General features: G+C 70.7%; 18 protein-coding genes. 13 read left to right on the top strand and 5 right to left on the bottom strand.

The window, feature by feature from the left end:
* Positions 1-70: 70 nt before the first annotated feature.
* The 5 genes from thiD to F573_RS0105445 all read left to right on the top strand — a co-directional run bounded on the left by thiD (position 71) and on the right by F573_RS0105445 (position 4,338).
* Complete coding sequence (gene thiD / locus F573_RS0105465) at positions 71-862, top strand: bifunctional hydroxymethylpyrimidine kinase/phosphomethylpyrimidine kinase (protein ID WP_018870368.1); 792 nt, start codon at positions 71-73, stop codon at positions 860-862.
* Entirely contained in the window at positions 855-1,523 is a 669-nt protein-coding gene (gene thiE, locus F573_RS0105460; RefSeq protein ID WP_019021757.1) for a thiamine phosphate synthase, read from the top strand. Before thiD ends, thiE begins: the two co-directional genes overlap by 8 nt.
* A 117-nt stretch (positions 1,524-1,640) precedes the next feature.
* A complete protein-coding gene (gene hemL, locus F573_RS0105455) occupies positions 1,641-2,924 on the top strand; it encodes a glutamate-1-semialdehyde 2,1-aminomutase (protein ID WP_019021756.1) in 1,284 nt (427 codons plus the stop codon).
* Positions 2,925-2,951: 27 nt separating this feature from the next.
* Entirely contained in the window at positions 2,952-3,491 is a 540-nt protein-coding gene (locus F573_RS0105450) for a hypothetical protein (RefSeq protein ID WP_019021755.1), read from the top strand.
* Between the two features lie 22 nt (positions 3,492-3,513).
* Positions 3,514-4,338, top strand: a complete 825-nt coding sequence (locus F573_RS0105445; protein WP_019021754.1) for a sulfite exporter TauE/SafE family protein — start codon at positions 3,514-3,516, stop codon at positions 4,336-4,338.
* A gap of 128 nt (positions 4,339-4,466) precedes the next feature.
* On the opposite strand, the gene pepN is transcribed toward F573_RS0105445, so the two are convergent.
* A complete protein-coding gene (pepN, locus tag F573_RS0105440) occupies positions 4,467-7,106 on the bottom strand; it encodes an aminopeptidase N (protein ID WP_019021753.1) in 2,640 nt (879 codons plus the stop codon).
* A 741-nt stretch (positions 7,107-7,847) separates the two neighbouring features.
* Between pepN and F573_RS0105430 the strand changes: the two genes are divergently transcribed.
* The 3 genes from F573_RS0105430 to F573_RS0105420 all read left to right on the top strand — a co-directional run bounded on the left by F573_RS0105430 (position 7,848) and on the right by F573_RS0105420 (position 10,607).
* Positions 7,848-8,669: a TatD family hydrolase gene (locus F573_RS0105430; protein ID WP_019021751.1), complete on the top strand. Its 822-nt coding sequence runs from the start codon at positions 7,848-7,850 to the stop codon at positions 8,667-8,669.
* 93 nt (positions 8,670-8,762) lie between these two features.
* A complete protein-coding gene (gene rhuM / locus F573_RS0105425; RefSeq protein WP_019021750.1) occupies positions 8,763-9,776 on the top strand; it encodes a virulence protein RhuM/Fic/DOC family protein in 1,014 nt (337 codons plus the stop codon).
* A gap of 60 nt (positions 9,777-9,836) precedes the next feature.
* Entirely contained in the window at positions 9,837-10,607 is a 771-nt protein-coding gene (locus tag F573_RS0105420) for an SDR family oxidoreductase (RefSeq protein WP_019021749.1), read from the top strand.
* A 102-nt stretch (positions 10,608-10,709) separates the two neighbouring features.
* Here F573_RS0105420 and F573_RS0105415 read toward each other — a convergent pair whose 3' ends face one another.
* Positions 10,710-11,171 carry a UPF0158 family protein gene (locus F573_RS0105415; RefSeq protein WP_019021748.1) on the bottom strand — a complete coding sequence of 154 codons (462 nt, stop codon included), beginning with the start codon at positions 11,169-11,171 and terminating at the stop codon, positions 10,710-10,712.
* Positions 11,172-11,229: 58 nt separating this feature from the next.
* Positions 11,230-13,866: a PEP/pyruvate-binding domain-containing protein gene (locus F573_RS0105410; protein ID WP_019021747.1), complete on the bottom strand. Its 2,637-nt coding sequence runs from the start codon at positions 13,864-13,866 to the stop codon at positions 11,230-11,232.
* Positions 13,867-14,000: 134 nt separating this feature from the next.
* Between F573_RS0105410 and F573_RS0105405 the strand changes: the two genes are divergently transcribed.
* A complete protein-coding gene (locus tag F573_RS0105405; protein WP_018870979.1) occupies positions 14,001-14,555 on the top strand; it encodes a glycine cleavage system protein R in 555 nt (184 codons plus the stop codon).
* A 19-nt stretch (positions 14,556-14,574) separates the two neighbouring features.
* Here the strand turns inward: F573_RS0105405 and F573_RS0105400 are convergent, their stop codons facing one another.
* Positions 14,575-15,426 (bottom strand): type II secretion system F family protein, encoded by an 852-nt coding sequence (locus F573_RS0105400; protein WP_019021746.1) that lies wholly within the window; start codon positions 15,424-15,426, stop codon positions 14,575-14,577.
* A 209-nt stretch (positions 15,427-15,635) separates the two neighbouring features.
* On the opposite strand from F573_RS0105400, the gene F573_RS0105395 reads away from it, so the two are divergent.
* From F573_RS0105395 to F573_RS0105380, 4 genes are all read left to right on the top strand, one after another.
* Positions 15,636-15,959 carry a BolA family transcriptional regulator gene (locus F573_RS0105395; RefSeq protein ID WP_019021745.1) on the top strand — a complete coding sequence of 108 codons (324 nt, stop codon included), beginning with the start codon at positions 15,636-15,638 and terminating at the stop codon, positions 15,957-15,959.
* A complete protein-coding gene (locus F573_RS0105390; protein ID WP_019021744.1) occupies positions 15,959-17,146 on the top strand; it encodes an alkaline phosphatase family protein in 1,188 nt (395 codons plus the stop codon). Before F573_RS0105395 ends, F573_RS0105390 begins: the two co-directional genes overlap by 1 nt.
* A gap of 64 nt (positions 17,147-17,210) precedes the next feature.
* Positions 17,211-17,519 (top strand): hypothetical protein, encoded by a 309-nt coding sequence (locus F573_RS0105385; protein WP_018870983.1) that lies wholly within the window; start codon positions 17,211-17,213, stop codon positions 17,517-17,519.
* A 14-nt stretch (positions 17,520-17,533) separates the two neighbouring features.
* Positions 17,534-22,258, top strand: coding sequence for a DEAD/DEAH box helicase (locus F573_RS0105380; protein WP_019021743.1), 4,725 nt, complete (start codon positions 17,534-17,536; stop codon positions 22,256-22,258).
* Positions 22,259-22,317: 59 nt separating this feature from the next.
* On the opposite strand, the gene F573_RS0105375 is transcribed toward F573_RS0105380, so the two are convergent.
* Positions 22,318-23,211, bottom strand: a complete 894-nt coding sequence (locus tag F573_RS0105375) for a PfkB family carbohydrate kinase (RefSeq protein WP_019021742.1) — start codon at positions 23,209-23,211, stop codon at positions 22,318-22,320.
* Positions 23,212-23,291: the final 80 nt, after the last annotated feature.

The raw sequence follows: 23,291 nt of genomic DNA, 5'->3' as shown, positions 1-23,291 counted from the left end.
TACACTCCCCTGCTGAAATGGCATGCCCCGGTCCGCGGGGCGCGCGAACCATAGCACGGGAGACCGCGAGATGACCCATCCCCCCATCGCCCTGACCATTGCCGGTTCGGACCCCGGGGGCGGCGCCGGCCTGCAGGCGGACCTGACGACCTTCACCCGGCTGGGGGTGCACGGGGCCACGGCGGTCACCGCCATCACCGTGCAGGACACCCGCAACGTGATCGACTTCAGCGTGCTGCCGGCCGCCCGGCTGCGCGCGCAGATCGAGGCCACGCTGGCGGACCTGGACGTGGGTGCGATCAAGATCGGCATGCTCGGCTCGGTGGAGAACGTGGAAACCGCCGCCGCGCTGCTGGGCGCGCACCCGCATATCCCGGCGGTGCTCGACCCGGTGATGGTCGCCGGCGGCGGGGGCGAACTGGCGACCGAAGCGGTGATCGACGCGACCCGCGAGATCCTGCTCCCGCGCGCCACCCTGATCACCCCCAACGGTCCGGAGGCGCACGCTCTGGCCGGGCATGACACCCCGGAGCGCCAGGGCCCGGCCCTGCGCGAACGCGGCGCGCGCAACGTGCTGATCACCGGTGGCCACGAGGGCGGCGAGGACGAGCCGATCCGCAACCGGCTGTTCCGCGAGGACGGTCACCAGCGGATGTTCGAACTGCCGCGTCACCCGGCCGGTTTCCACGGTTCCGGCTGCACCCTGGCCGCGGCCATCGCCGCCTTCCTCGCCCGCGGGCGCGACCTGGAACCGGCGGTGATCGAGGCACAGAACTTCATGAACCACGCGGTGCAGACCGGCTACGCCCCCGGACAGGGGCAGCACGTGCCCAACCGCCTGTGCCCGACCGGCCATGACTGAAGCCACGACCGAGCCGGTAGCCGAGCGCGCGCCCCTGCGCGGGCTGTATTTCGTCACGCCCGCCCCGCCGCCCGGGGCCGATCCGCTGGCGGCCCACACCGGCGCGGCCGCCGCCGCGCTGGCCGGCGGGGCCTGCTGCGTACAGCTGCGCGACAAATACCTGGAAGGGGAAGAACAGGAGACCGTGGCGCGGGCACTGGCCGGCCAGTGCCGGGAGTCCGGGGCCCTGTTCATCGTCAACGACGACGTGGAGCTGGCCGCGCGCATCGGCGCCGACGGGGTGCACCTGGGGCGCGACGACCCCGACCCGGCCGGGGCCCGTGCCCGTCTGGGGGACGCGGCGGTGATCGGCGTGTCCTGCTACAACGAGCTGGCGCGCGCCCGGGCGGCACAGGCGGCCGGGGCCGATTACGTCGCCTTCGGTTCGATGTTCCCGTCACCGACCAAGCCGGAGGCGGTACGGGCCACGCCGGAACTGATCCGCCAGGCCCGGCGCGAACTCGCCGTGGCGATCTGCGCGATCGGCGGCATTACCGCGGACAACGCCGCGCAGGTGGTGGCCGCCGGCGCCGACATGGTCGCGGTGATCCAGGGCATCAGCGCCGCCCCGGACCCCGAGGCCGCCGCCCGCCGCATCGCCACGCTATTTCAAACGACCTAGCCCCGGTCATACCCCTCTTTGCACCGCCGCCGCCCCGTCGCTATGGTTGCGGGGTTGCACGGTCGGGGCCGCGGCCCCGACCCCGCTCCCAACTCCCATTGCAGACAGGACACCGCCATGCAGGAAACGCTTCGCCTCTTTGAAGCCGCCAAAAACCGGATCCCCGGCGGCGTGAACTCCCCGGTACGCGCCTTCAAGGGCGTCGGCGGGACCCCCATCTTCATGGACCGCGCCAACGGCGCCTACATGTGGGATGCCGACGGCAAGCGCTACATCGACTACATCGGCTCCTGGGGTCCGATGGTCGCCGGGCACGCCCACCCCGAGGTGATCGAGGCCGTGCGCGAGGCCTGCAACAACGGCCTGTCCTTCGGCTGCCCGACGCGGCTGGAAAGCGAGATGGCCGAGAAGATGTGCGAGCTGGTCCTGTCCATGGACATGGTGCGCATGACCAACTCGGGCTCCGAGGCGACCATGAGCGCGATCCGCCTGGCGCGCGGCTATACCGGCCGCGACCGCATCGTGAAGTTCGAGGGCAACTACCACGGCCACGGCGATTCCCTGCTGGTGAAGGCCGGCTCCGGCGCCCTGACCCTGGGCCAGCCGAGCTCGCCCGGCGTGCCGGCCGAACTGGCGGCGCTGACCAGCACGCTCAGCTACAACGACCCCGAGGGCGTGCGCGAGTTCTTCCGCGAGAAGGGCGAGGAGGTCGCCTGCATCATCGTCGAACCGATCGCCGGGAACATGAACTGCATCCCGCCGGTGCCGGGCTTCCTCGAGACCCTGCGCGAGGTGTGCGACGAATACGGCACGGTGCTGATCTTCGACGAGGTGATGACCGGTTTCCGCGTGTCCGCGAACTGCGCCCAGGGCTATCTGGGCGTCACCCCGGACCTGACCACCCTGGGCAAGATCATCGGCGGCGGCATGCCGGTGGGCGCCTTCGGCGGCCGCCGCGAGATCATGGAGCAGCTGTCCCCGCTGGGGCCGATCTATCAGGCCGGTACCCTGTCCGGGAACCCGATCGCGATGACCGCCGGGATCCGCACCCTGGACATCCTCAGCCGCCCGGGCTTCCATCAGGATCTGGAGGAACGCACGCGCAAGGTCGTCGCGGGCTTCGAGGAGGCCGCGCGCGAGGCCGGCGTGGCCCTGACCACCAATCAGGTCCCGGGCATGTTCGGGCTGTTCTTCAGCGAGGAGAAGGTCACCGATTTCGCCGGCACCACCGCCAGCGACACCGCGGCCTTCGGACGCTTCTTCCACGCGATGCTGGAAGAGGGGATCTATCTCGCGCCCTCGGCCTTCGAGGCCGGCTTCATGTCCAGCGCGCACTCCGACGCGGACATCGAGGCCACCGTCGAGGCCGCACGCAAGTGCTTCAAGGCGCTGGACGCCTGACCGTCACGCCCCGGCGGGTCGGCACCCATGCGCGGACCTGTCGCCCTGAGCGTGGCCGGGCTGGCCCTTCTGGCGCTGGCCTGGGTCGCGCTGAGCGGGGCCTTTCAGGGCCTGGCCGAAGACTTCGAGGGTCCGGGCAGCACCGAGGTGGAGATCCCGCGCGCCGGTGACTATCGCCTGTGGCTGTACACCCGGACCTACCTCGACGCGACCTTCCGCGAGTTCCCCGAGCAACTTCCGGACGGAACCCGGGTCGTCGCCCGGACGCCGGACGGGGACGAAGCCATCCGGCTGCAGTCATCGCGGGCCACCCTGACGTACACCTCAGGGCAGACCGAGCGGGTGGCCCTGGGACGCTTCCACTTCCCGGAACCGGGGACGTACACGATCCTCGCCGAAGGGATGGAAGACGCGCATGCCTTCACCCTCCGCGAGGTGCGCTTCCTCGAACACGCCCGGCGTGCCGCCCTGTTCGGGATCCCCGGCGTGGTGATGTTCCTCGGGGGTATCGTCTGGGGCATCGTGGTCGCCACCTCCGGACGCCGCGACGAGGAACCCGGTTCGTGACGCCCGCTGACGCCCCCCGGCCATGCACCTGATCGACGCGCTGGCGGCCACGCCCGCCGGGCTGGCCGTGCTGTTCGTGGTCCTGGGCCTGATCACCGGCATCCCGGCCGGGCTGTTCGGGATCGGTGGCGGACTGGTGCTGGTACCGGTATTCGTCGCGGTCTTCACCGTACTGGGCTTTCCCGAGGCGGGGCTGGTGCAGCTGGCGGTGGGCTCGTCACTGGGGGCGATCATCCCCACCGCGGTGCTTTCGGCGCGGGCCCACCACCGCCGTGGCGGGGTGGACGGTCAGGCCGTGCGCCGACTGCTGCCGGGGATCATCGGCGGGGCCCTGCTGGGCGCCGGCCTGGCCACCCAGCTCGACAGCGACCACCTCGGGCGCATCTTCGGCGCCTTCGAGGTCGCGATCGGTCTCTGGATGCTGCTCAACGTTCAACCGCCCCGCAAGCCAGTCCCGCGCCGCGGCGTGTGGCTGGGCGGGGGCGGCCTGATCGGTGCGGTATCCGCACTGATCGGGATCGGCGGCGGCACCCTGACCACCCCCTTCCTGGTCAGCCAGGGGCTGGAACTGCGCCGCGCCATCGGTTCGGCCGCGGCCCTCGGGGTGCCCATCTCCATCGGCGCGACCCTGGTGTTTGCCCTGCCGCAATGGACCGCCGGCGACCCGGCCACCCCGGAATGGAGCCTGGGGTATCTCTACCTGCCGGCCACCGCCGGGGTAGTCGCGGGTACCGCCATCAGCGTACGCGCCGGGGTCTGGCTGGCGCACCATCTGCCGGTCGCGGTGCTGCGCCGCGGCTTCGCCGGGGTCCTGATCCTCGCCGGCCTGCTGATGCTTCTGCGCTGACTCCGGCCCGGCAGTGCGGGGATCCGCAACCGCAGGGGGCGGCGCTCCCGCGCCGCATCGCGCAGGGGGCTGCGCTCCCACAAGGGGTGGGGCCCCCCGGACTGCAGGAGGCCAGCCCTCTGACCGATTCAGGCGTCGGTCAGCGCGCGCTCGATCACGTCACGCAGGTCGCGCGAGGTTTCGAGGGCGGCAAGGCGCTCGAGTTCCGCGCGCATCTGCTCGCCGCGCGCCGGATCCACCTTGCGCCAGCGGGTCAGCGGCTGCACCAGACGCGCGGCGGTCTGCGGGTTCATCCTGTCCAGCTTCTCCACGAAGCCGGCAATGCGGTGATAGCCCTCGCCGTCGGCCTGGTGGAAATGGCGTTCGTTGCGGGCCATGAACGGGCCCAGCACCGCACGCACGCGGTTGGGGTTGGACCAGCGGAACCCGGGATGCTGCAGCAGGTACTCCAGGCGATCGAAGCCGCCCGGCACCTGGCTGGCCGCCTGCAGGCCGAAATACTTGTCCAGCACCAGCGGGTCGTCGTGGTAGCGCCGCTCGAAGTCGGCCAGCAGCAGGCCCCGGGCCTCATGGTTCAGGTCGTTGATGGCATTCAACGCCCCCATGCGCATGGTCTGGCTGCGGGCCTTGCGGTACTGCTCAAGCACCTCGGGCACCGCGGATTCGTCACCGGCCGCCACCCGCAGTGTCAGCAGGCGGTTGCGCAGGCGCCGCTGCCCCATGGCATCGGCGGTGAACGCGCCGTTGTCGATGTCGTCCAGCTTCGGCTGGCGATCACGCAGCCGGTCCGCCAGCGGGGCGTACAGCCGCGCCTCCAGGGCATCACGTTCGGCCCGCAGGCGCACCGGGTCCACGCAGTCGAACAGCTCCGCCAGCTCGCGCGGCGGCGGCAGCTGGAGGATCGTGGCCAGCAGCACGGGCTCGATCGCCGGATCCTCCAGCAGGGCCGCCAGCGCGTGCTGGATTTCCGCCTCCAGCACCGGGTCGGCGGCGTCATCCTCGATGCGCGCCCGGATCGCGCGCCGCATCAGGGTCTGCGCCGCCTCCCAGCGGCTGAAGGCATCGTCGTCATGGGCCAGCAGGTGGGCCAGGGTCGTCGCGCTCTGGTTGGCCTCCAGGATCACCGGCGCGGAAAAGCCGCGCAGCCAGGACACGGCCCGCGGGGTCGCCGAGAGTTCGTCGAAATGGAAACTGCGCTCGGAGCGGTCGAGCTCCAGCACCCATTCATCCTGTTCCGGGCCGCCCTCCAGGCGCCCGCGGATGCGCCGCCCGTCTTCATCCAGCATCGCCACCCGTACCGGGATGACCACCGGCTCCTTGTGTTCCTGACCCGGCGTCGGCGGGGTGTACTGCCCCAGGCTGATGCGGAATTCGCCAGTGGAGCCATCCTGCGCGGTGGCGGCGGTCACGTGCGGGGTTCCGGCCTGGGTGTACCAGCGCTTGAATGCCGTCAGGTCGCGCCCGCTGACCTCGGCCATCACGGCCACGAAGTCGTCGGTGGTGACCGCCTGACCATCGAAGCGCTCGAAGTACACATCCAGCCCGCGGCGGAAGGTCTCGCGCCCGATCAGGCTGCGCAGCATGCGGATCAGCTCCGCGCCCTTCTCGTACACCGTCAGGGTGTAGAAGTTGTTGATCTCGGCGTAATGATCCGGGCGCACCGGGTGCGCCAGCGGCCCGGCGTCTTCGGGGAACTGATGGGCGCGCAGCAGCGAGACATCGTCGATGCGCTTGACCCCGAACAGCGTGCAGTCGGTGGTGAACTCCTGGTCGCGGAAGACCGTAAGCCCTTCCTTGAGCGACAGCTGGAACCAGTCGCGGCAGGTGACACGGTTGCCGGACCAGTTGTGGAAGTACTCGTGGGCGATCACCGACTCGATGGCGACGAAGTCGTCGTCGGTGGCGGTGTCGGGGCTGGCCAGCACGAACTTGGCGTTGAACAGGTTCAGCCCCTTGTTCTCCATCGCCCCCATGTTGAAGTCGTCCACCGCGACGATCATGTACACGTCCAGATCGTATTCGCGGCCGAAGGCCTCCTCGTCATAGCGCATCGCGCGCTTCAGCGAGGCCAGCGCGTGGTCGCAGCGATCGGCGTTGTGCGCCTCCACATACAGCTCCAGCGCGACCTCGCGCCCGGACATGGTGGTGAAGGTGTCGCGCTGACAGGCCAGATCCCCGGCGACCAGCGCAAACAGGTACGACGGCTTGGGGAACGGGTCCTCCCACACCGCGTAGTGGCGCCCGCCGTCCAGCTCGCCGGCCTCCACGCGGTTGCCGTTGGCCAGCAGCACCGGGTACTGCGACCGGTCCGCCTCCAGGCGCACGCGGTAGGTGGTCAGCACATCCGGGCGATCGGGGAAGAACGTGATGCGGCGAAAGCCCTCCGGCTCGCACTGGGTGCACAGGTTGCCGCTCGAAGCGTACAGGCCTTCCAGCGCGGTGTTCTGCTCCGGGTGACAGCGGCTGACGATCTCCAGCCGCGCCGCCTCCGGCAGGCCGTGCAGCAGCAGGCCCTCGGCGTCCTCCTCCAGCATGCCCTCGCCCGGCTCGGCGCCATCCACCGTCAGCGACACCAGCTCCACGCCATCCCCGTACAGCCGCAGCGGCGCCCCCGGCTCCGCCGCCTGCGGGGTGCGGCGCACCGCCATGCGCGTCGTCACCTCGGTGGTCGCCGCCGCCAGATCGAAATCCAGCTCCAGGTTCTCCACCTCGAACGCCGGCGACTGGTACTCGCTCAGATAGACCGGCTGGGGGTTCGCATCACGCATTCCAGACTCCAGATCAGAAACATTGCCAAAGGTTTAAGGAAACACTGAGAAATATACACGTTCGCGCTCGAGTCGCTTTTGCGTACGAACAAGGCGCGGCGACCGCCGTGCAGTCATTCTGCACAAGGGAGTCGCAACGCCGTGCGCGCGCAAAAGCGGCCGAGCCCCTTCGGGGTTGGCGCCCCGGGTTCCCCGATCCGGCGTTGCGTCGCTTGCGGGTAGAACCACTACCCGTTGCACGACGCGCCTTGTCTCGGAAAACCCGGGGTGCCAACGCGAACGTGTATATTTCTCAGTGTTTCCTTAACACGCCGCCGCTGCCCCGGCCCATACCCGGACGCCGGTGCCGTCATTGCAACGCCGGGGCTCCTCACAGAGATTACTCGCTGCGCTCGCCCTCCGGGCCGGCCTGCGGCCGTTCAACGCGCTTCGCGCTTTTGTGCCACGTCGCTACGCTCCTCGCGATGACAGTGTTTCTTTCGCCCGTCATTGCGAAGCCCGACTGCATCCCCCGTCATTGCGCCCCGCTCCCCGTCATTGCGCCCCACTCCCCGTCATTGCGCCCCACTCCCCGTCATTGCGAGGAGCGCAGCGACGAAGCAATCTGCCGGCCCGAAACCACCGGAGCCCTCGAACCCACCGCACTTCCAGCCGCAGGAGATTGCTTCACCGCCTTCGGCGCCTCGCAATGACGGAGCCGGGGAACTGGCACTGTGCGTCCAATCCGTTAGCATACCGCGCATGGAATGGATCGATATCTGCTTCAACCTTACCCACGAATCCTTCAACAAGGAACGCGACGAGGTGCTCGAGCGCGCGCGCGAGGCCGGCGTGTCCTGGATGCTGATTACCGGCGCCGACGCCCACCAGAGCGAGAAGTGCCTGAAGATCGCCGACCAGTACCCGGACTGCTGCCGCGCCACCCTGGGCGTGCATCCGCACCTGGCAAAACAGTGGACCGACGCGACCGCCGCGCGGTTCAGTGACCTCGCCCGCGCGGACGCCAACGTCGTCGCCATGGGCGAGATGGGGCTGGACTACAACCGTGACCACTCGCCGCGCCCGCAGCAGCGCATCGCCTTCGAGGCCCAGCTGGAACTGGCCGCCGATCTCGGCCTGCCGGTATTCCTGCACGAGCGCGACGCCCACCACGACTTCGCGCAGATCCTGCGCCGCTGGCGCGACAAGCTGCCGGCCGCCGTGGTGCACTGCTTCACCGGCGAGGCCGACGCCCTGGCCGAATACCTCGACCTCGACTGCCACATCGGGATCACCGGCTGGGTCTGCGACGAGCGCCGCGGCAAGCACCTGCACCCGCTGGTGCCGACCATCCCGCGCGGTCGCCTGATGATCGAGACCGACGCCCCCTACCTCCTGCCGCGCACCCTGCCCAAGGGCACCGGCAAGAAGATCGGCAACGGCCGGCGCAACGAGCCCGCCTTCCTCCCCCACATCGGCGAATTCGTGGCCCAGCTGCGCGACGAGACCCCGGAAGACCTCGCCGACCACACCACCGCCACCGCCCGCGCCTTCTACAACCTCCCGCCGGCATCAGGCGAGTAACACGGTGAGAGCATCCACCCGGCCAGCTGGTGACAGGAAACACAGCCAGGAAAAAGTTATAAAACAGCACCCCCTCAGGGAAGAGGAGCCGACATGACCCGGGAAGACGAAACCCCGATCGTCATCTACGAAGATGATGCCGACCACATCGTGGAAGTCCGACTGGACACCGGACGCGATACCGTTTGGTTGACGCAGCGGCAGATGGCCGAGCTCTTCGACACCTCAACCGACAACGTCGGTCTGCATCTGAAGAACATCTACAAAGACGACGAACTCGATGAACCGTCAACTACCGAGGATTCCTCGGTACTTCGACAGGAAGGCGCTCGCCAGGTCTCACGACGCATCAAGCACTACAACCTCGACGCCATCATCTCGGTTGGCTACCGGGTCAACTCCCGCCGTGCTGTGCACTTCCGCCAATGGGCCACCCGCGTGCTGCGCGAACACCTGACCCGGGGCTGGACCCTCAACCGCCAGCGATTCGAAACCAACGCCCGCGAACTCGAGGCGGCACTGGAGCTGGTGCGCCGCACCGCGCGGAGCCCGGGACTCGGCGTGGAAGCCGGTCGCGGGCTGGTCGACATCGTGACCCGCTACGCCCAGACCTTCCTCCTGCTGCAGCGCTACGACGAGGGCCTGCTGACCGAGACCAGGGCCGAGAGTGGGGGCACACTTCCAACACCCGACGAGGCGCGCAGCGCCCTCGCCACGCTAAAGAAAGACCTGGTCGCAAAGAAACAGGCAACCGAACTCTTCGCCCAGGAGCGCGGCGACGGCTTCGAGTCGCTACTGGGCAACCTGGACCAGTCCGTATTCGGCGAACCGGCCTACCCTACGGTCGAGTCCAGGGCTGCGCACCTGCTGTATTTCGTGATCAAGAACCACCCGTTCTCCGACGGCAACAAACGCAGCGCCGCCTACCTGTTCGTCGACTTCCTGCATCGCAATCAGCGCCTCATCAGCCCAACCGGCGAGCCCGTGATCAACGATGTGGGCCTCGCAGCTCTGACCCTGCTGGTGGCGGAATCCGACCCCGACAACAAGGAAACGATGATCCGCCTGATCATGAACATGCTCGCGCACGAGACCGACCCCGCATGACTCACGTCGCCACGCGTAGCACCACTATCCGTGGGCAGCAAGGCTGACCGGTGACTTTCCATGGCTGAGCACACACCCCATCAAAGTCACTCTCGGGTCGCGCTGGTCACCGGCGCGGCGCGCGGGATCGGGCTCGGTATCTCCGAGCGCCTGGTGCGGGATGGCTGGCAGGTGGTGCTGGCCGATATCGACGGCCGCGAATGCGAACGGGCCGCCACGCGCCTGGGCCCCGCCGCCCGCGCCATCGCGCTGGATGTCCGCGACGAGGAACAGGTCCGCGAGGCCATCCGGCGCACGGAGGAATGGCACAGCGCCCTGGATGCCCTGGTGAACAACGCCGGCATCAGCGACCCGCACTCCGGACCACTGACAGAGCTGGAGCTGGCCGACTGGCAGCGCTGGCTGGATACCAGCCTGACCGGCGCTTTCCTGCTCGCCAAGCACGCCCTGCCCCTGCTGCGCCGCCGCCGGGGGGCCATCGTCAACATCAGTTCCACCCGCGCCCTGCAGTCCGAGCCGGACACCGAGGCCTACGCCGCCAGCAAGGGCGGACTGGACGCCTTCACCCACGCGCTGGCCGTCAGCGCCGGCCCGGAAGTCCGCGTCAACGCCATCCGCCCCGGCTGGATCGACACCCGCGGCCCCGGCCAGCAACAGGCCGAGCCGCTGTCCGCACAGGACCACACCCAGCATCCGGCCGGGCGCGTCGGCCAGCCCGGCGACATCGCCGCCCTCACCGCCTTCCTGCTCGGCCCGGATTCCGGCTTCGTCACCGGCCAGATCTGGACCGCCGACGGCGGCATGACCCGGCGCATGCTCTACCACGACTAACGCCCCTGGATCGCCACTGGCCGCCACACATCACGCACCGGCTCCGCCGCGGAACGGGAGACCCTTCCGCAAACCCTTTCCCGGACAGTGCGAGGCCTGCGCCTACTCGTCGACGAAAGGGATACCCTCCGCCTCGAAAAAATCGGCGAGAAACGCTTTCAGCGCCTGGTCGCGACAGGCATACCAGTCCTGGTCGATCCCCCTGTCATGGATCAGGTCCTTGAACCGGCGGAACGCACCGCGCCCCCGGATGGCCTCCAGCAGCTCGGAGCGGAGGTCCGGATCTTCCTGCAGACGGCAGAACTGATCCATCACCCCGTACTCGTCAAAGTCGAACTGGTCGGGAAGCCGCACATAGTCATCCGAAGCATGTACGGCCCGTACCGTCTGCAGCACCTCCTGCTGCCACTCCGGAAGCTCCTCCGGATCTTCCTCGGCCAGGATCTCGTCTTCATCGCTGAAGCCCACCACCTCACCGGTCGCCCGCTGGACATAGGTCTGCCAGCCATCCGTTAGCGGATCCATCTGTTCCAGGACATCCTTCAACACCACCGGGAGCGGCATCGCGACCTCCTCTGCACAGCAGTCCACATCGTCTTCACGCGACGGACCGCAGCGGATTTTAGCGGTTGCCGGGCTGACAGGCGAGCAGGCGCTGCTGCACCACATCGGCGACCACCCGCAGGGCGGCGTCGCGGGTGTCGTGGACCTGCACGGTGGCGCGTACGGCGGGGTCGACGGGCTCGCCGAGGGCCACCTCGTGGTCGACCTCGGGCGTGTGCGCGGGGCACCCGTCGAGCCAGGCGGGGTGATACTCGCAGCCCGGTTCGGCGGGGAACAGCGCGGCGTAGGCGATCCGCGCCTCCACCAGGCCCTGGAAGAAGTGGCTGCCGAATGAGAGGTCGGGGACGATGCCGGCGTCGGATTCGGCTACCTCCACCAGCATGCGCACGCGGTCGATGTCGGCGAAGCGCACGGGCACGCCCAGTTCGGGGGTGCTGGTGCCCCAGCGGCCGGGGCCGATGAGGAGCGTGGCGCAGTCTTCGGGACGGGCGTACTGGCGGTTGAGGGCACCAACCAGGCGGGCCACGGCGTATTTCTGCGGGCGGGAAAGCACCGCGTAGCGTGCGCCGTCCACGCGGATGACGCGATCGATGGCTAGGTCCAGATTGCCGCCCATGAAGCGGCCGTCACTGGCGAAAAACAGGCGCTGCGGGTCAACCCCGTCCGGCAGTTCCACCGGCCGGTCGCTGCCCAGGGTAGCGAGCGGCCGGCACTGCACCAGGTTCACGCCGGCGTTGCCGTCGGCGTCGAGATGCACGGTGAACTCGACGTCCACCGGGTGGGCATAGGCGGCCTCCAGGGTCTTGAGCAGCTCGCGCATCAGCGGGGCGAAGCCGGTGCGCTGCAGCAGCGGGGTGAAGGTCACCCGCCACAGGCGCTCCTCGCGCCCCTGTTCGCGGGCGCGCCGCGCAGCCTCGCGGTCGATCTCGCCGAGCAGGTTCAGCGGCAGGTCCGGTGCGGTCCCGGCCAGTTGCTGGACGGGCACGGCGGCCTCGCGGTTGGCCTCGATGTCGAGCACATCGGCGGCGTGCTGCGAGTAGCGGTACAACTCGTCCCGGCTGTGAAACGGCCGCCGCTCGGGCCGGTCCAGCGCCACCACGCAGGCATGATCGCGCGCGACCCGGTCGACCGCGCGGGTACCCAGCCCCAGCACCAGGCGCAGCATCCCGGCGGACGGATCCAGCGCGCCGTCCCAGACGAAGGTGTTCCACGAGACCCCGACCCCGGCGGCCTCCGGCAGGTAGTAGCGCCCGTGGTAGCGGCCGTTGACCCGCTGCAGCAGCAGCGCCATGGGTTCTTCCTGGTCCACCAGGCCGCGCTGGTGGCGGTAGCTCAGCGCGTCGTGGCTCATGGTCGAGGCATAGACCCGGCGGATGGCGTCCTCGAGCTGCGCCAGGCGCTCGCCGGGACTGCCCTGGTTCACGCAGAACACGCTCTCGTACTTGCCGGCAAAGGCGTTGCCGAAGCCGTCTTCCAGCAGGCTGCTGGAGCGCACCAGGATCGGGTACTGCCCGTAGTGGTCGAGCACCCGCTCCAGCTCGCGGCGCACCTCCGGCGGGATCTCGCCGTGCAGCATGTCCTCGCGCAGGCCGTGCGCCTCGTCGAAATAGCCCTCCGCAGTGCGCTGGCGCATCAGCCGCGGCCACCAGCCGTTATGCACCAGATAGGCGTAGTACACGTCCGCGCCGATGAAGTGCGAGTCGTGGGGTTCCAGTGCCCGCCCCCAGCGCTGCGGGTCCTGCGCGAGCAGGATGCGCCGCGCCAGCAGCATGCCCGCGGCCTTGCCGCCGATGTAGCCGCTGCCGACCATGCGGCTGCGGATCGCCAGCAGCTCCTCCAGACCGAGGTGGCGCCGCGCCAGTTCCAGCATGCGCTCGTCGCGGCCGATCAGCACCCGCAGGATCTCGTCCTGTACCCGGGCGCGGTCGGCCGCCGGCGTCCCCTCCGCCAGCGCATCGGAGGCGGCGAGGAACAGGCGATCCCAGTAGTCCAGCAGCTGCCGCCCGTGCTGCTGGCCGGGGCGCTGTTCCTCCAGCAGGGCCTGCAGCCGCGTGGCCTCGCTGCTGTCCACCACCGGCTCGAACTGCGTGCCGCGCTGGCGGTGTGGCAGGAACATGGTCGGCGAGCTGCGCTGCCATACCTTCACCGGCTGCACGTGCACCGCGTCGCCGGCGCGGCGCACGTCGATCAGCACCTGCGTGGTCTCGCGGATGCGCGACAGCGTGGTATGCGAATGGCTGTGCGGATGCAGCGCGAACCAGGCCACCGTGTCCATCTCGTACAGATACGGGCAGATGGCGCGGAAGAAGTTGCCCACCATGTGATCGGTGGCCCAGGCATCCAGCAGATCCGACAGGCAGTCGCACAGATAGAACGCGCCGCGGCCGTACTCGGTGACCAGGCGGAAGACGTGGCGGGTGAACGGCTCGAAGCCGCGCAGGGCGTCGATGGCCACCACTTCGATCCCCGGACCGGCCTCCACCAGCGGCGGGTGGGAGCCGAAGCGCAGATAGATGATGGAGCGGTCCTGGGCGCGGGCCGCCGCCACGAACGGCTCGACGAAGCGGCGATAGTCCTCGATGTCGTCGACCCGCCAGACCACGTTATCGCCGATGCGCAGCCCGTCGAGCACCCGGTCCAGGCCTTCCAGCCCGGTGGAGACGGCTTCCTGCTGCGCCTGCGGATCGGTGGTCATGGTGCGCCCGTGCGGCCCGGGGAAATCCGGCTCAATGTACACGTTCGCCCTGCCCCGGCACCACGATACCCGCCAGCCCGGACTTGCCGTACGATGGAGGATCCGCTGCGGCGCCAGAAGACAGGAGATCGACCATGAAGACTTCGGTAATTCTCACACTGATCGGTCCGGATCGCCCGGGGCTGGTCAGCAAGGTGGCGGCCCGTGCGCACGAGGCCGGCGGTAACTGGCTGGAGAGCCGCATGGCGCAGCTGGCCGGGCAGTTCGCAGGGGTGGTGATGCTGGAGGCCGACACCGCAGGCGTCGACGCCCTGGAGACCGCGCTGCGGGAGCTGGAAGGCGAGGGTCTGCAGATCCACATCCAGCGGGGCGACGACCTGCCGGTGCCGGAGCCCGTCCCCGCGCGGCACAAGGTGCTGCTGGACCTGATGGGGCACGACCGGCCCGGTATCGTGCAGGACATCACCGCCGTGCTGTCGCGTCACGGCGTGGGCGTGGAGAACCTGGACACGGCCGTCGAGCCGGCCTCGATGACCGGCGAGCCGATGTTCCGTGCCCGCGCCCGCCTCGGGGTGCCCGAAGGCGTGGACCTGCACTCCCTGCAGGACGATCTGGAAGCCCTGGCCAACGAGCTGATGGTCGATCTCGAACTCCGCGATCCGGAGGCCGAAACGGCGGAAACCCCCTGAACAGGCCATCCCGGGTGATTCAGACCACCAGCCAGTAGCCGATGTAGACCAGCACCAGCAGGTACACCCCGCGCGGCAGCCATTCGGCCACGATCTCGCGACGCAGGGCCAGATGCCCGTCCAGCTCGCGGGCGCGGTACTGCAGCACCGAGGGCAGACGGCCGGCCGCCTCGCCGGAGGACAGCAGCCCGGGTTCGCGGTCGGGGTCCAGCAAGGCCTCGCGTCGCAGCGCCTCCACCAACGGCAGCCCCTCCGCACAGGCCGTCGCCGCCGTGTTCAGTCGCCGCCGGAGCTCGCCGGTTTCCGCCGCGGCCAGGCCCTGCAGGGCCTGATCCGCCGGCACACCGGCCCCCAGAACCAGACCCAGATCCTGCAACAGCGCCTGCCGCCGGCCGGCCCCGGGCAGGCGCCCGGGCCGCAGCCACCAGCGCTGCCACACCTGCAGCAGCGGACGCCAGAAACGAAACGCGGCCCAGACCAGCAACCCGGTCACCACCAGCGGCTGAAGCACGGCGAACAGGTAACCGGGGCCATCCAGCACGCCCCGGAACAGCGCCGGCAGGGGTGCGAGCACCAGCGCCACCACCCAGAGCAGCGCCGGCAGCAGCAATCCGGCACGGATCCGTCGTTCGGTGTTCTCCTCGCGATGCAGCCGGTCGGCCAGCAGTCGCAGGGCCCGGTCCAGCCGCCCGGCAACCTTCAGGGCTTTCAGCAGCGGCCGCTCTTCGGGACGGACCCAGCCGGCTGTCTCCAGCGCGCGCACCGGGTCGGCGCGGCCGGCGGGCAGGCCCACCACCCCGCTGGCCCGCTGCCAGTCAACTCCCGCTTCCAGCAGGGTTGCCAGCTCGTCGAGGTGCTGCACGCGTTTCATTTCAGCGACGAAAGGCGCCCGTATCCTGGATCACTGGGGTCATGCATGGCTCCCGGCCACATGGACAAGCCGCTCAGTATAACCCTCCACCGTGCTGCGTCATCCCTTGGGAAACGCCCGCCCCGCGGGCGGCGGCTCTGGACATCCGTGCCTGTCCGGGCAGACTGGTGAGCCATTTTCGTCACGCCGAGCCTGAACAGGAGTCTCCCATGAGCATGCAGGAACAGATCACCGCCAAACTGGAGGCGGAGTTCGAGCCGGTGCATCTGGCGGTAGAGAACGAGAGCCACATGCACAACGTGCCGCCGGGCTCGGAATCGCACTTCAAGGTGACCATCGTCTCCGAAGCCTTCCGCGATCAGAAGCTGGTGGCCCGCCATCGCATGGTGAACCGCACCCTGGCCGACGAACTCGCCGGCGGGATTCACGCACTGGCGCTGCATACCCTGGACCCGGACCAGTGGTTCGAACGGGCCGGCCAGGTCCCCGACTCGCCGCCCTGCGAAGGCGGTGACGGCGGCGCGAAGGCCTGATGTCCATCACCGAGATCCTGCGTGCCCGCCACGACGGGCCGGGGCTGATGGACCTGCTGGGGCGTGTCGAGGCTTCCCTCAATCCGGACGCGCCGGCACATGCCGGTGCCCTGGCCGACATCGACCCGGCCCTGGGCCCGGATACCCACGTGGTGCTGTGGCTGATCGACGGCTTCGCCGACGACTACCGGCGGCACACCCCCCTGATGCAGGCCGACCACCACGCCACGCTGGAGACGGTGTTCCCCAGCACCACGGCCACCGCGATCACCAGCATCCTTACCGGCCGGCACCCGGCGCACCACGGCCTGCTGGGCTGGCACACCCGGCTGGCCGAACCGGCGCGCACCCTGACGGTGCTGATGGCGGAGGAGCGCGGCGCCGACGACCAGCCCGCGCGGCTGGACCATCGCGAACTCGCCGCCCGGGTGCAGCCGGACCGGATCATCGACCGCCTCGGATGCCCCAGCACCTTCATCGGCCCGAAGTGGATCGGCCACGCCCCCTACAACCGGATGATGAGCGAGGGTGCGGGGTTTGTCGGCTTCGACGGCATCAGCGACCTGCCGGCGCGCGTGGCCGCCCATGTACGCGCGCATCCGGGGCCGCATTTCACCTACGTCTACTGGTCGGAGCTGGATCACCTCGGCCACGAATACGGTCCCGAAAGCCCCGAGGTGGAACACCACCTGAAGCAGCTGGATCTCGCCTACACCGCCACCTGCGCCCAGCTCGCCGGGACCGACGCGGTGATGCTGACCACCGCCGACCACGGCATGCGCCCGGTGGAGCGCCGTCTGGACCTGCGCGAGGCCCCGGCGGTGCAGGACTGCCTGCGGCACCGCCTGACCGGCGAACCGCGCGCCGCGCTGGCCCATGTGCGCGAGGGCCGCGAGGCCGCGTTCGAGGCCGCCATCGCGCAGAGCTTCGGCGACGATATCGCCCTGCTGCCGCGCGAGGCCTGGATGGCCGGCGACACCCCCGCCCCCACCCTCGGCCCCGGACCGGAACATCCGGAGCTGCGGGCCCGCGCCGGCGACTACCTCCTCCTGCCCGCAGCCGACGCCTACCTGGTGGACCCGCCAGCCGATGACGAAGGCCCGTTCTTCCGCGGCGCACACGGCGGGCTCTCGCCCGAGGAACGCCGCATCCCGCTGTTCCTTCGGTCGCTGGCCAATTCCCGGTAAACTGGGGCGCGGACCCGCGGAGATGATCTCCCGGGCCCCAACGCCAACGCGAGCCCGATACAAGATGAACGAGACCGACAGCCCCGAAGAGAGCTACAACAACGCCGCGCGCCGCCTGATCGACCTGGCCAACCGCCTTGCCGAGGACGGCGACGCGGTCGACACCGGCGATGTCGCCGATGGCCTGCTGGCCGGCGCGGTGCACTTCTGGCTGTACAGCCGCCAGCCCTGCGGCGACGTGCGCTGCGAGGAGTGCTCGCCGTTCTCCGATGCCGAGAGCCGCCTGGCCATGCTGCACGAGCTGGTCGACGAACTGGCCCGCGACAGCGAGTACTTCCACGCCAGCACCGACACCACCGTCGGCCACGCCTAGGGAAACGCCGATTAATGAGCACGCCCTTCGGGCCGGCGACCGATGCCTGGTTCCGCGAAGCCCTGGGCACCCCCACCGCGATCCAGAGCGCCGGCTGGCCGGTCATCCGCGAGGGCCGGCATGCCCTGCTGATCGCCCCCACCGGCAGCGGCAAGACCCTGGCCGCGTTCCTCGATGCACTCGACCGGCGGATGGAGGAACAGCCCCCGGAATCGCCCCCGGAATCGGCCCGGGAATGGGCCCCGGATCCGGAGTGCACCGGCGCCGAAATCACGCCCGGCTACCGCGTGCTGTATGTCTCGCCGCTGAAGGCGCTCGCGGCCGACGTGGAACGCAACCTGCGCGCGCCGCTGACCGGGATCACCCATACCGCCGCACGCCAGGGCCGGCCCGTCGCCACCCCGCGCGTGGACATCCGCACCGGCGACACGCCGCAGACGGAGCGGCGGCGTCAGGCACGCGAACCGGGCGACATCCTGGTCACCACCCCGGAATCGCTTTACCTCCTGCTGGGTTCGCGCGCCGGCGCGACCCTGGAGACGGTGGACACGGTAATCGTCGACGAGGTGCATGCCCTGGCCGGCAGCAAGCGCGGGGCCCATCTGGCGCTGTCGCTGGAACGCCTGAGCGAACGCTGCGCGCGGGATCCGCAGCGCATCGGCCTGTCCGCCACGGTGCACCCGGTCGAGGTCGCACAACAGTTCCTCGGCGGCGACCGCGAGGTGGAGGTCGTGGATGCCGCCGAACCGCCGCGGCTGGATCTGGAGATCGTCACTCCGGAGGAGACGGCGTCCGCCTCCGGAACGCCGGACGCGGACGCGGACGAAGCCGACGATAAAACCCGCTCCGCAGCCCCGCCGATCGCGGGCGGCTCGCTGCTGGGCCAGGCCTGGCAGCAGGGCGCGGGCCGGCAGGCAACGGGCAGCCCACCGGGCCCGCCGGTCACCGGACCGCAGGGCGGGCGCGCCGCCAGTCTGGAACCGCGCCTGCTGGAGGCCATCCTCGCGCATCGCTCGACCATCGTGTTCGTCAACAGCCGCGGCCTGTGCGAACGCCTGGTGCAGCGCATCAACGAGGCATGGCGGGAGCGCTGCGACGAGGACAACCCGGAGGACCTGGTCGCCGCCCACCACGGCAGCGTATCGCATGGCCGGCGGGCCGAGATCGAGGGCCGGCTGAAGACCGGCCACCTGCGCGGGATCATCGCCACCAGCTCGCTGGAGCTGGGCATCGACATGGGGGCCGTGGACCTGGTGGTCATGGTCGAGTCGCCGGGTGCGGTGTCGCGCGGGCTGCAGCGGGCCGGACGCGCCGGCCACGGGGTCGGCCAGGTGTCGCGCTCGCTGATGCTGCCGCGCTATCGCGGCGATCTGCTGGAATGCGCGGTGATCGGTCAGCGCATGCACGCCGGGGCACTGGAACCCCTGCAGATGCCCCGGCGCCCGCTGGACGTACTGGCCCAGCAGCTGGTGGCCATGGTCTGCGAGCAGCCGCGCACGGTGGACGAGCTGCACGCCCTGGTCACCCGGGCCGCACCATGGCGCGCTCTCGGCCGCGGCCTGCTGGAGGCCACCCTGGACATGCTCGCCGGCAACCTGCCCGGGACCGAACTGGCGGATCTGCGCCCGTGGCTGGCCTGGGACCGCGCGCGCGACGAGCTGACCCCGCGGCGCGGCGCGGCCATGGCCGCACGCCTGAACGCCGGAACCATCCCCGATCGCGGGCTGTACGCGGTGCATGCCGGCGAAGGCGGCCCGCGCATCGGCGAACTGGACGAGGAGATGGTCTTCGAGCTGAAGACCGGCGAGAACCTGACCCTGGGCGCGAGCACCTGGCACGTGGAGGCGATCACCCGCGATCGCGTGCTGGTCTCGCCCGCCCCCGGCGAGGCCGGCAAGCTGCCGTTCTGGCACGGCGACGGCCCCGGCCGTCCGGTGGAACTGGGGCGCGCCATCGGCGCCGCCGCGGAGACCCTGGCGCGGCTGGAGCCGGCCGCGCGCAGCGACTGGCTCTGCCGCAACGCACCGCTGTCGCCGGCCGCCGCCGACGAGCTCGCGGAGTACATCGGCGAACAGATGGAGGCGGCCGGCGCGGTACCCTCCGACCGGCGCATCGTGGTGGAACGCTTCCGCGACGAACTGGGCGACTGGCGGGTGTGCATCCTGTCACCGTTCGGCGCGCGGGTGCACGCCCCGTGGGCCATGGCCCTGCAGGCGGAGCTGAGCGTCAGCGCCGAGGGCGAGGCCCAGGTGATGTACACCGACGACGGCATCGTGCTGCGCCTGGCGGATCGCGAGGATCTGCCGGATCCCGCGACGCTGTTCCCCGACCCGGACACGGTGGAGGAACTCGTCACCCGCGAGGCGGCCGGCTCCAGCCGCTTCGCCGCGCTGTTCCGCGAGAACGCCGCCCGTGCCCTGCTGCTGGTGCGCAACCGGCCCGGACAGCGCACCCCACTGTGGGCCCAGCGCCTGAAGGCCCAGCAGCTGCTGGCCACGGTGCAGCAGCATGCTCGGTTCCCCGTGGTGCTGGAGACCTACCGCCAGCTGCTGGCGGACGTGTTCGACATGGAGGCCCTGCGCGACCTGCTGGGGCGCGTGCAGCAGCGCGAGATCCGGGTGCACGAGGTGGAGACGCCGCGCGCCTCGCCGTTCGCCCGCAGCCTGGTCTCGGCATGGGTGGCGGCGTGGATCTACGAGCAGGATGCCCCGGTGGCCGAACGCAAGGCGCAGGCGCTGACCCTGGACCGCGGGATGCTGGCGGAACTGCTGGGCCAGGCCGAACTGCGCGAGCTGATCGACCCCGAGGCCCTGGCGGCGCTGGAGGCGGAACTGGCCCGTACCGCGCCGGGCACCCGCGCCACCGACCCGGACGAACTGCACGACCTGCTGCGCCGCCTCGGCGACTGCAGCGAGGCGGAGCTGGCCGCGTCCTGCGAGGCGCCTCCCGGGCCGTGGCTGCAGCAGCTGCAGGACGGGCTGCGGGCGGTACGCGTGAACATCGGCGGCGAGCCGCGCTGGATCGCAGCGGAGGACGCCGCACTGTACCGCGATGCCGCGGGCGTGGTGCCCCCGCCGGGTCTGCCGGGCGGCTTTCTGGAACCGCCGGCGCGGCCGCTGGAACAGCTGCTGATCCGCTACGCCCGCAATCGCGGCCCGTTCCGCGCGGAGCAGCCCGCCGCCCGCTACGGTCTGCCGGAGGCCGCCGTGCGCCCGGTACTGGAGGCGCTGGAAGCGGCCGGGCGCCTGCTGCGGGGGGCGATCCGACCCGACGGCCACGGCGAGGAATGGTGCGATACCGACGTGCTGCGCCGGCTCAAGCGCCGCACCCTCGCGCAGCTGCGCGAGGAGGCCGCCGCGGTGGACGCCGGCACGCTGGGGCGGTTCCTGCCGCAGTGGCAGGGGGTTACCCGCCCGGGGCGTGGCACCGAGGCCCTGCACGAGGTGCTGGCGCAGCTGGAGGGCATCGCCCTGCCCTGGTCGGCCTGGACCGGACAGGTGCTGCCGATGCGGCTGCAGGACTTCTCGCTGGAACAACTGGACCTGGCCACGGCCACCGGGGCCTTCGTCTGGGTCGGCTGCGGGGCACTGGGCCAGCGCGACGGGCGGGTGATGTTCCTGCGCCGGGAACAGGCCGGGGCGTTGCTGGAGCCAGCGGCTGCGGCGGCCGACGCGGACGCGGGGTCGGACGCATCGGCCGATGACGGCGCTTCCGGGATCGACGGCGACATCGAGGCCCGCCTGAGGCGCGCGATCCTCGACGCCCTCGACCGGCGCGGGGCCTGTTTCTACATGGAACTGGAGCGCGCGGCGCGCGAGGCCGTACCCAAGGCCCCGGCGGCCGCCATCGAGACGGCGCTGTGGGACTGCGTGTGGTCCGGCCTGATCACCAACGACACGGTGGCCCCGCTGCGCGGCCTCGGCCAGCGCGGGCGATCCGCCACAACCCGCGGCCGCCGGGGGCCCGGACGTGGCGCCGGACGGGGTGCCGGCAGGGGTCCGGGTCGGGGGCAGGCAGGCATCGCCGGCGGACGCTGGTCGCGGGTGAGCGATCTGGTGGACCCGACCATCGAAATCACCGAACGCGCCCGCGACCGCACCGAGGTGCTGCTCGCGCGCTACGGCGTGGTCAGTCGCGAGATGGCGCGGGCGGAGGAGTCGCCGGGCGGGTTCGGGCGCATCTATCCCGTGTGCCGCGCGATGGAGGACGCCGGCAAGCTGCGACGCGGGCATTTCGTCGAGGGGCTGACGGGGGCCCAGTTCGCGCGCGCCGGCGTGGTCGACCGGCTGCGTTCGCTGGAGGGCTCCGGAGCCGACGGCAGTGAAGCCGACGAGGCGTGCTGGCTGGCGGCCGTGGATCCGGCCCAGCCCTGGGGCTCGCTGCTCGCCTGGCCCGAGCCGCCCCCGGGTGCGCAGCGGCGGCTGCGTCGCGTCGCCGGGGCGCTGGTCGCGCTGGTGGACGGGCGTCCGGCGATCTACCTCACGGCCTCCGGGCGACAGCTGTTCATCTGGCCGGCCGATGTCACGCGCATCGAGCCGGCCGACTGGGAACACCGCATCGTCGGTGCTTTGCGCGGGCTGATGGCCGGGCCCTGGCTGCCACGCCGCCGGGGCATCACCGTGGAACAGATCAACGGCCAGCCCGCCCGCCAGTCGCCATGGGCCGAATCCCTGCAGACCGCCGGGGCCCGTGGCGAGGTGCGCGGGCTGCGGCTGGAGCCGACCCGGCCGGTGCGATGATCCCGCAGGACCGGGGAGGCCGCGGCTCGACCCGGATCGGGTCCGAACCAGCCCCGGCGTCAGGCCCGGGCCAGCCCTTCGAGGCCGTCCTGCGCCAGCTTGCGTTCGGCCAGACGCACCGCGGCGACCAGGGCACGCTCCGGCGGCTCCCCGGAGGCGATGGCGTCGATCAGCCCGGCGTTGAAGGCGTCCCCGGCGCCCACGCTGTCGATCACCTTAAGACCGGGCGTCGGCGCGCAGTGCTCCACGCGGCCGCGGAACCCGATCCAGGCACCGGCGAGGCCGCCGGTGACGGTGATGATGGCCTCCGGGTGTTCCTCCATCAGGGCCCGCAGGGCCGCCTCGCAGGCCGCCGCCGGCTCGTCGCCAATACCGAGGCCCTCAGCCCGCGCCTGCGCCCAGTCGCGCGAGACCATCAGGATGTCGGCGAACGCGATGCAGGCCTCCAGCCCGTCGCGGGGCTTCTCCAGCTCCAGCGAGACCGGGGCGTCGTACACGCAGTCGCGCACCGTGGCCAGCACCCGGGCCAGGACCTCCGGGTTGCGCCCCTCGAAATGCAACCAGTCGTATTCCTCCCAGGCGACGCCGTGCAGGTCCTCCGCCGCCAGTTCCGGGAGATCCCGGTGATGCACGATGGTGCGCGAACCCGTGTCGCGGGCGCGCAGGATATGCGAGGTCGGCGTCGCCCCCGGCCGGCGGACCAGATGGCGGTCGTGGATCCCGCGCTCGCGCAGACGCCGGATCAGGTCGTCACCGGCGGCCCCGTCCGCCACCACCGCGGCCAGTTCCGGCCGGTGCCCGAACTGTGCCAGCAGCGCGGCGGTGTTCGTGGCGTTGCCACCGGGCCGGGTGCGGCTGGCGGCCGCACGCACCTCGGCGTCCTCGGCAGGATAAGTGTCGACATCCAGCACGTGATCGAGGGTGACGATGCCGGTCGTCAGTATGCGCGCCATGGGCGGGACTCCAGTCGGAGGATTCAGGGAAACGAAACCGCTGGGGCGCCATTGTGACGTTCCGCCCGCCCCGCGACCAG

The sequence above is a fragment of the Thioalkalivibrio sp. ALE23 genome, from assembly GCF_000378545.1.
GTDB lineage: Bacteria > Pseudomonadota > Gammaproteobacteria > Ectothiorhodospirales > Ectothiorhodospiraceae > Thioalkalivibrio.
Note: the sequence above shows the minus strand (reverse complement) of the source record. Positions and strands in the feature narration are given on the sequence as shown.

Coding starts and splice junctions, on each gene's coding strand:
- thiD (WP_018870368.1), top strand. CDS start 71: ATGACCCATCCCCCCATCGCCCTGACCATTGCCGGTTCGGACCCCGGG.
- thiE (WP_019021757.1), top strand. CDS start 855: ATGACTGAAGCCACGACCGAGCCGGTAGCCGAGCGCGCGCCCCTGCGC.
- hemL (WP_019021756.1), top strand. CDS start 1,641: ATGCAGGAAACGCTTCGCCTCTTTGAAGCCGCCAAAAACCGGATCCCC.
- F573_RS0105450 (WP_019021755.1), top strand. CDS start 2,952: ATGCGCGGACCTGTCGCCCTGAGCGTGGCCGGGCTGGCCCTTCTGGCG.
- F573_RS0105445 (WP_019021754.1), top strand. CDS start 3,514: ATGCACCTGATCGACGCGCTGGCGGCCACGCCCGCCGGGCTGGCCGTG.
- pepN (WP_019021753.1), bottom strand. CDS start 7,106: ATGCGTGATGCGAACCCCCAGCCGGTCTATCTGAGCGAGTACCAGTCG.
- F573_RS0105430 (WP_019021751.1), top strand. CDS start 7,848: ATGGAATGGATCGATATCTGCTTCAACCTTACCCACGAATCCTTCAAC.
- rhuM (WP_019021750.1), top strand. CDS start 8,763: ATGACCCGGGAAGACGAAACCCCGATCGTCATCTACGAAGATGATGCC.
- F573_RS0105420 (WP_019021749.1), top strand. CDS start 9,837: ATGGCTGAGCACACACCCCATCAAAGTCACTCTCGGGTCGCGCTGGTC.
- F573_RS0105415 (WP_019021748.1), bottom strand. CDS start 11,171: ATGCCGCTCCCGGTGGTGTTGAAGGATGTCCTGGAACAGATGGATCCG.
- F573_RS0105410 (WP_019021747.1), bottom strand. CDS start 13,866: ATGACCACCGATCCGCAGGCGCAGCAGGAAGCCGTCTCCACCGGGCTG.
- F573_RS0105405 (WP_018870979.1), top strand. CDS start 14,001: ATGAAGACTTCGGTAATTCTCACACTGATCGGTCCGGATCGCCCGGGG.
- F573_RS0105400 (WP_019021746.1), bottom strand. CDS start 15,426: ATGAAACGCGTGCAGCACCTCGACGAGCTGGCAACCCTGCTGGAAGCG.
- F573_RS0105395 (WP_019021745.1), top strand. CDS start 15,636: ATGAGCATGCAGGAACAGATCACCGCCAAACTGGAGGCGGAGTTCGAG.
- F573_RS0105390 (WP_019021744.1), top strand. CDS start 15,959: ATGTCCATCACCGAGATCCTGCGTGCCCGCCACGACGGGCCGGGGCTG.
- F573_RS0105385 (WP_018870983.1), top strand. CDS start 17,211: ATGAACGAGACCGACAGCCCCGAAGAGAGCTACAACAACGCCGCGCGC.
- F573_RS0105380 (WP_019021743.1), top strand. CDS start 17,534: ATGAGCACGCCCTTCGGGCCGGCGACCGATGCCTGGTTCCGCGAAGCC.
- F573_RS0105375 (WP_019021742.1), bottom strand. CDS start 23,211: ATGGCGCGCATACTGACGACCGGCATCGTCACCCTCGATCACGTGCTG.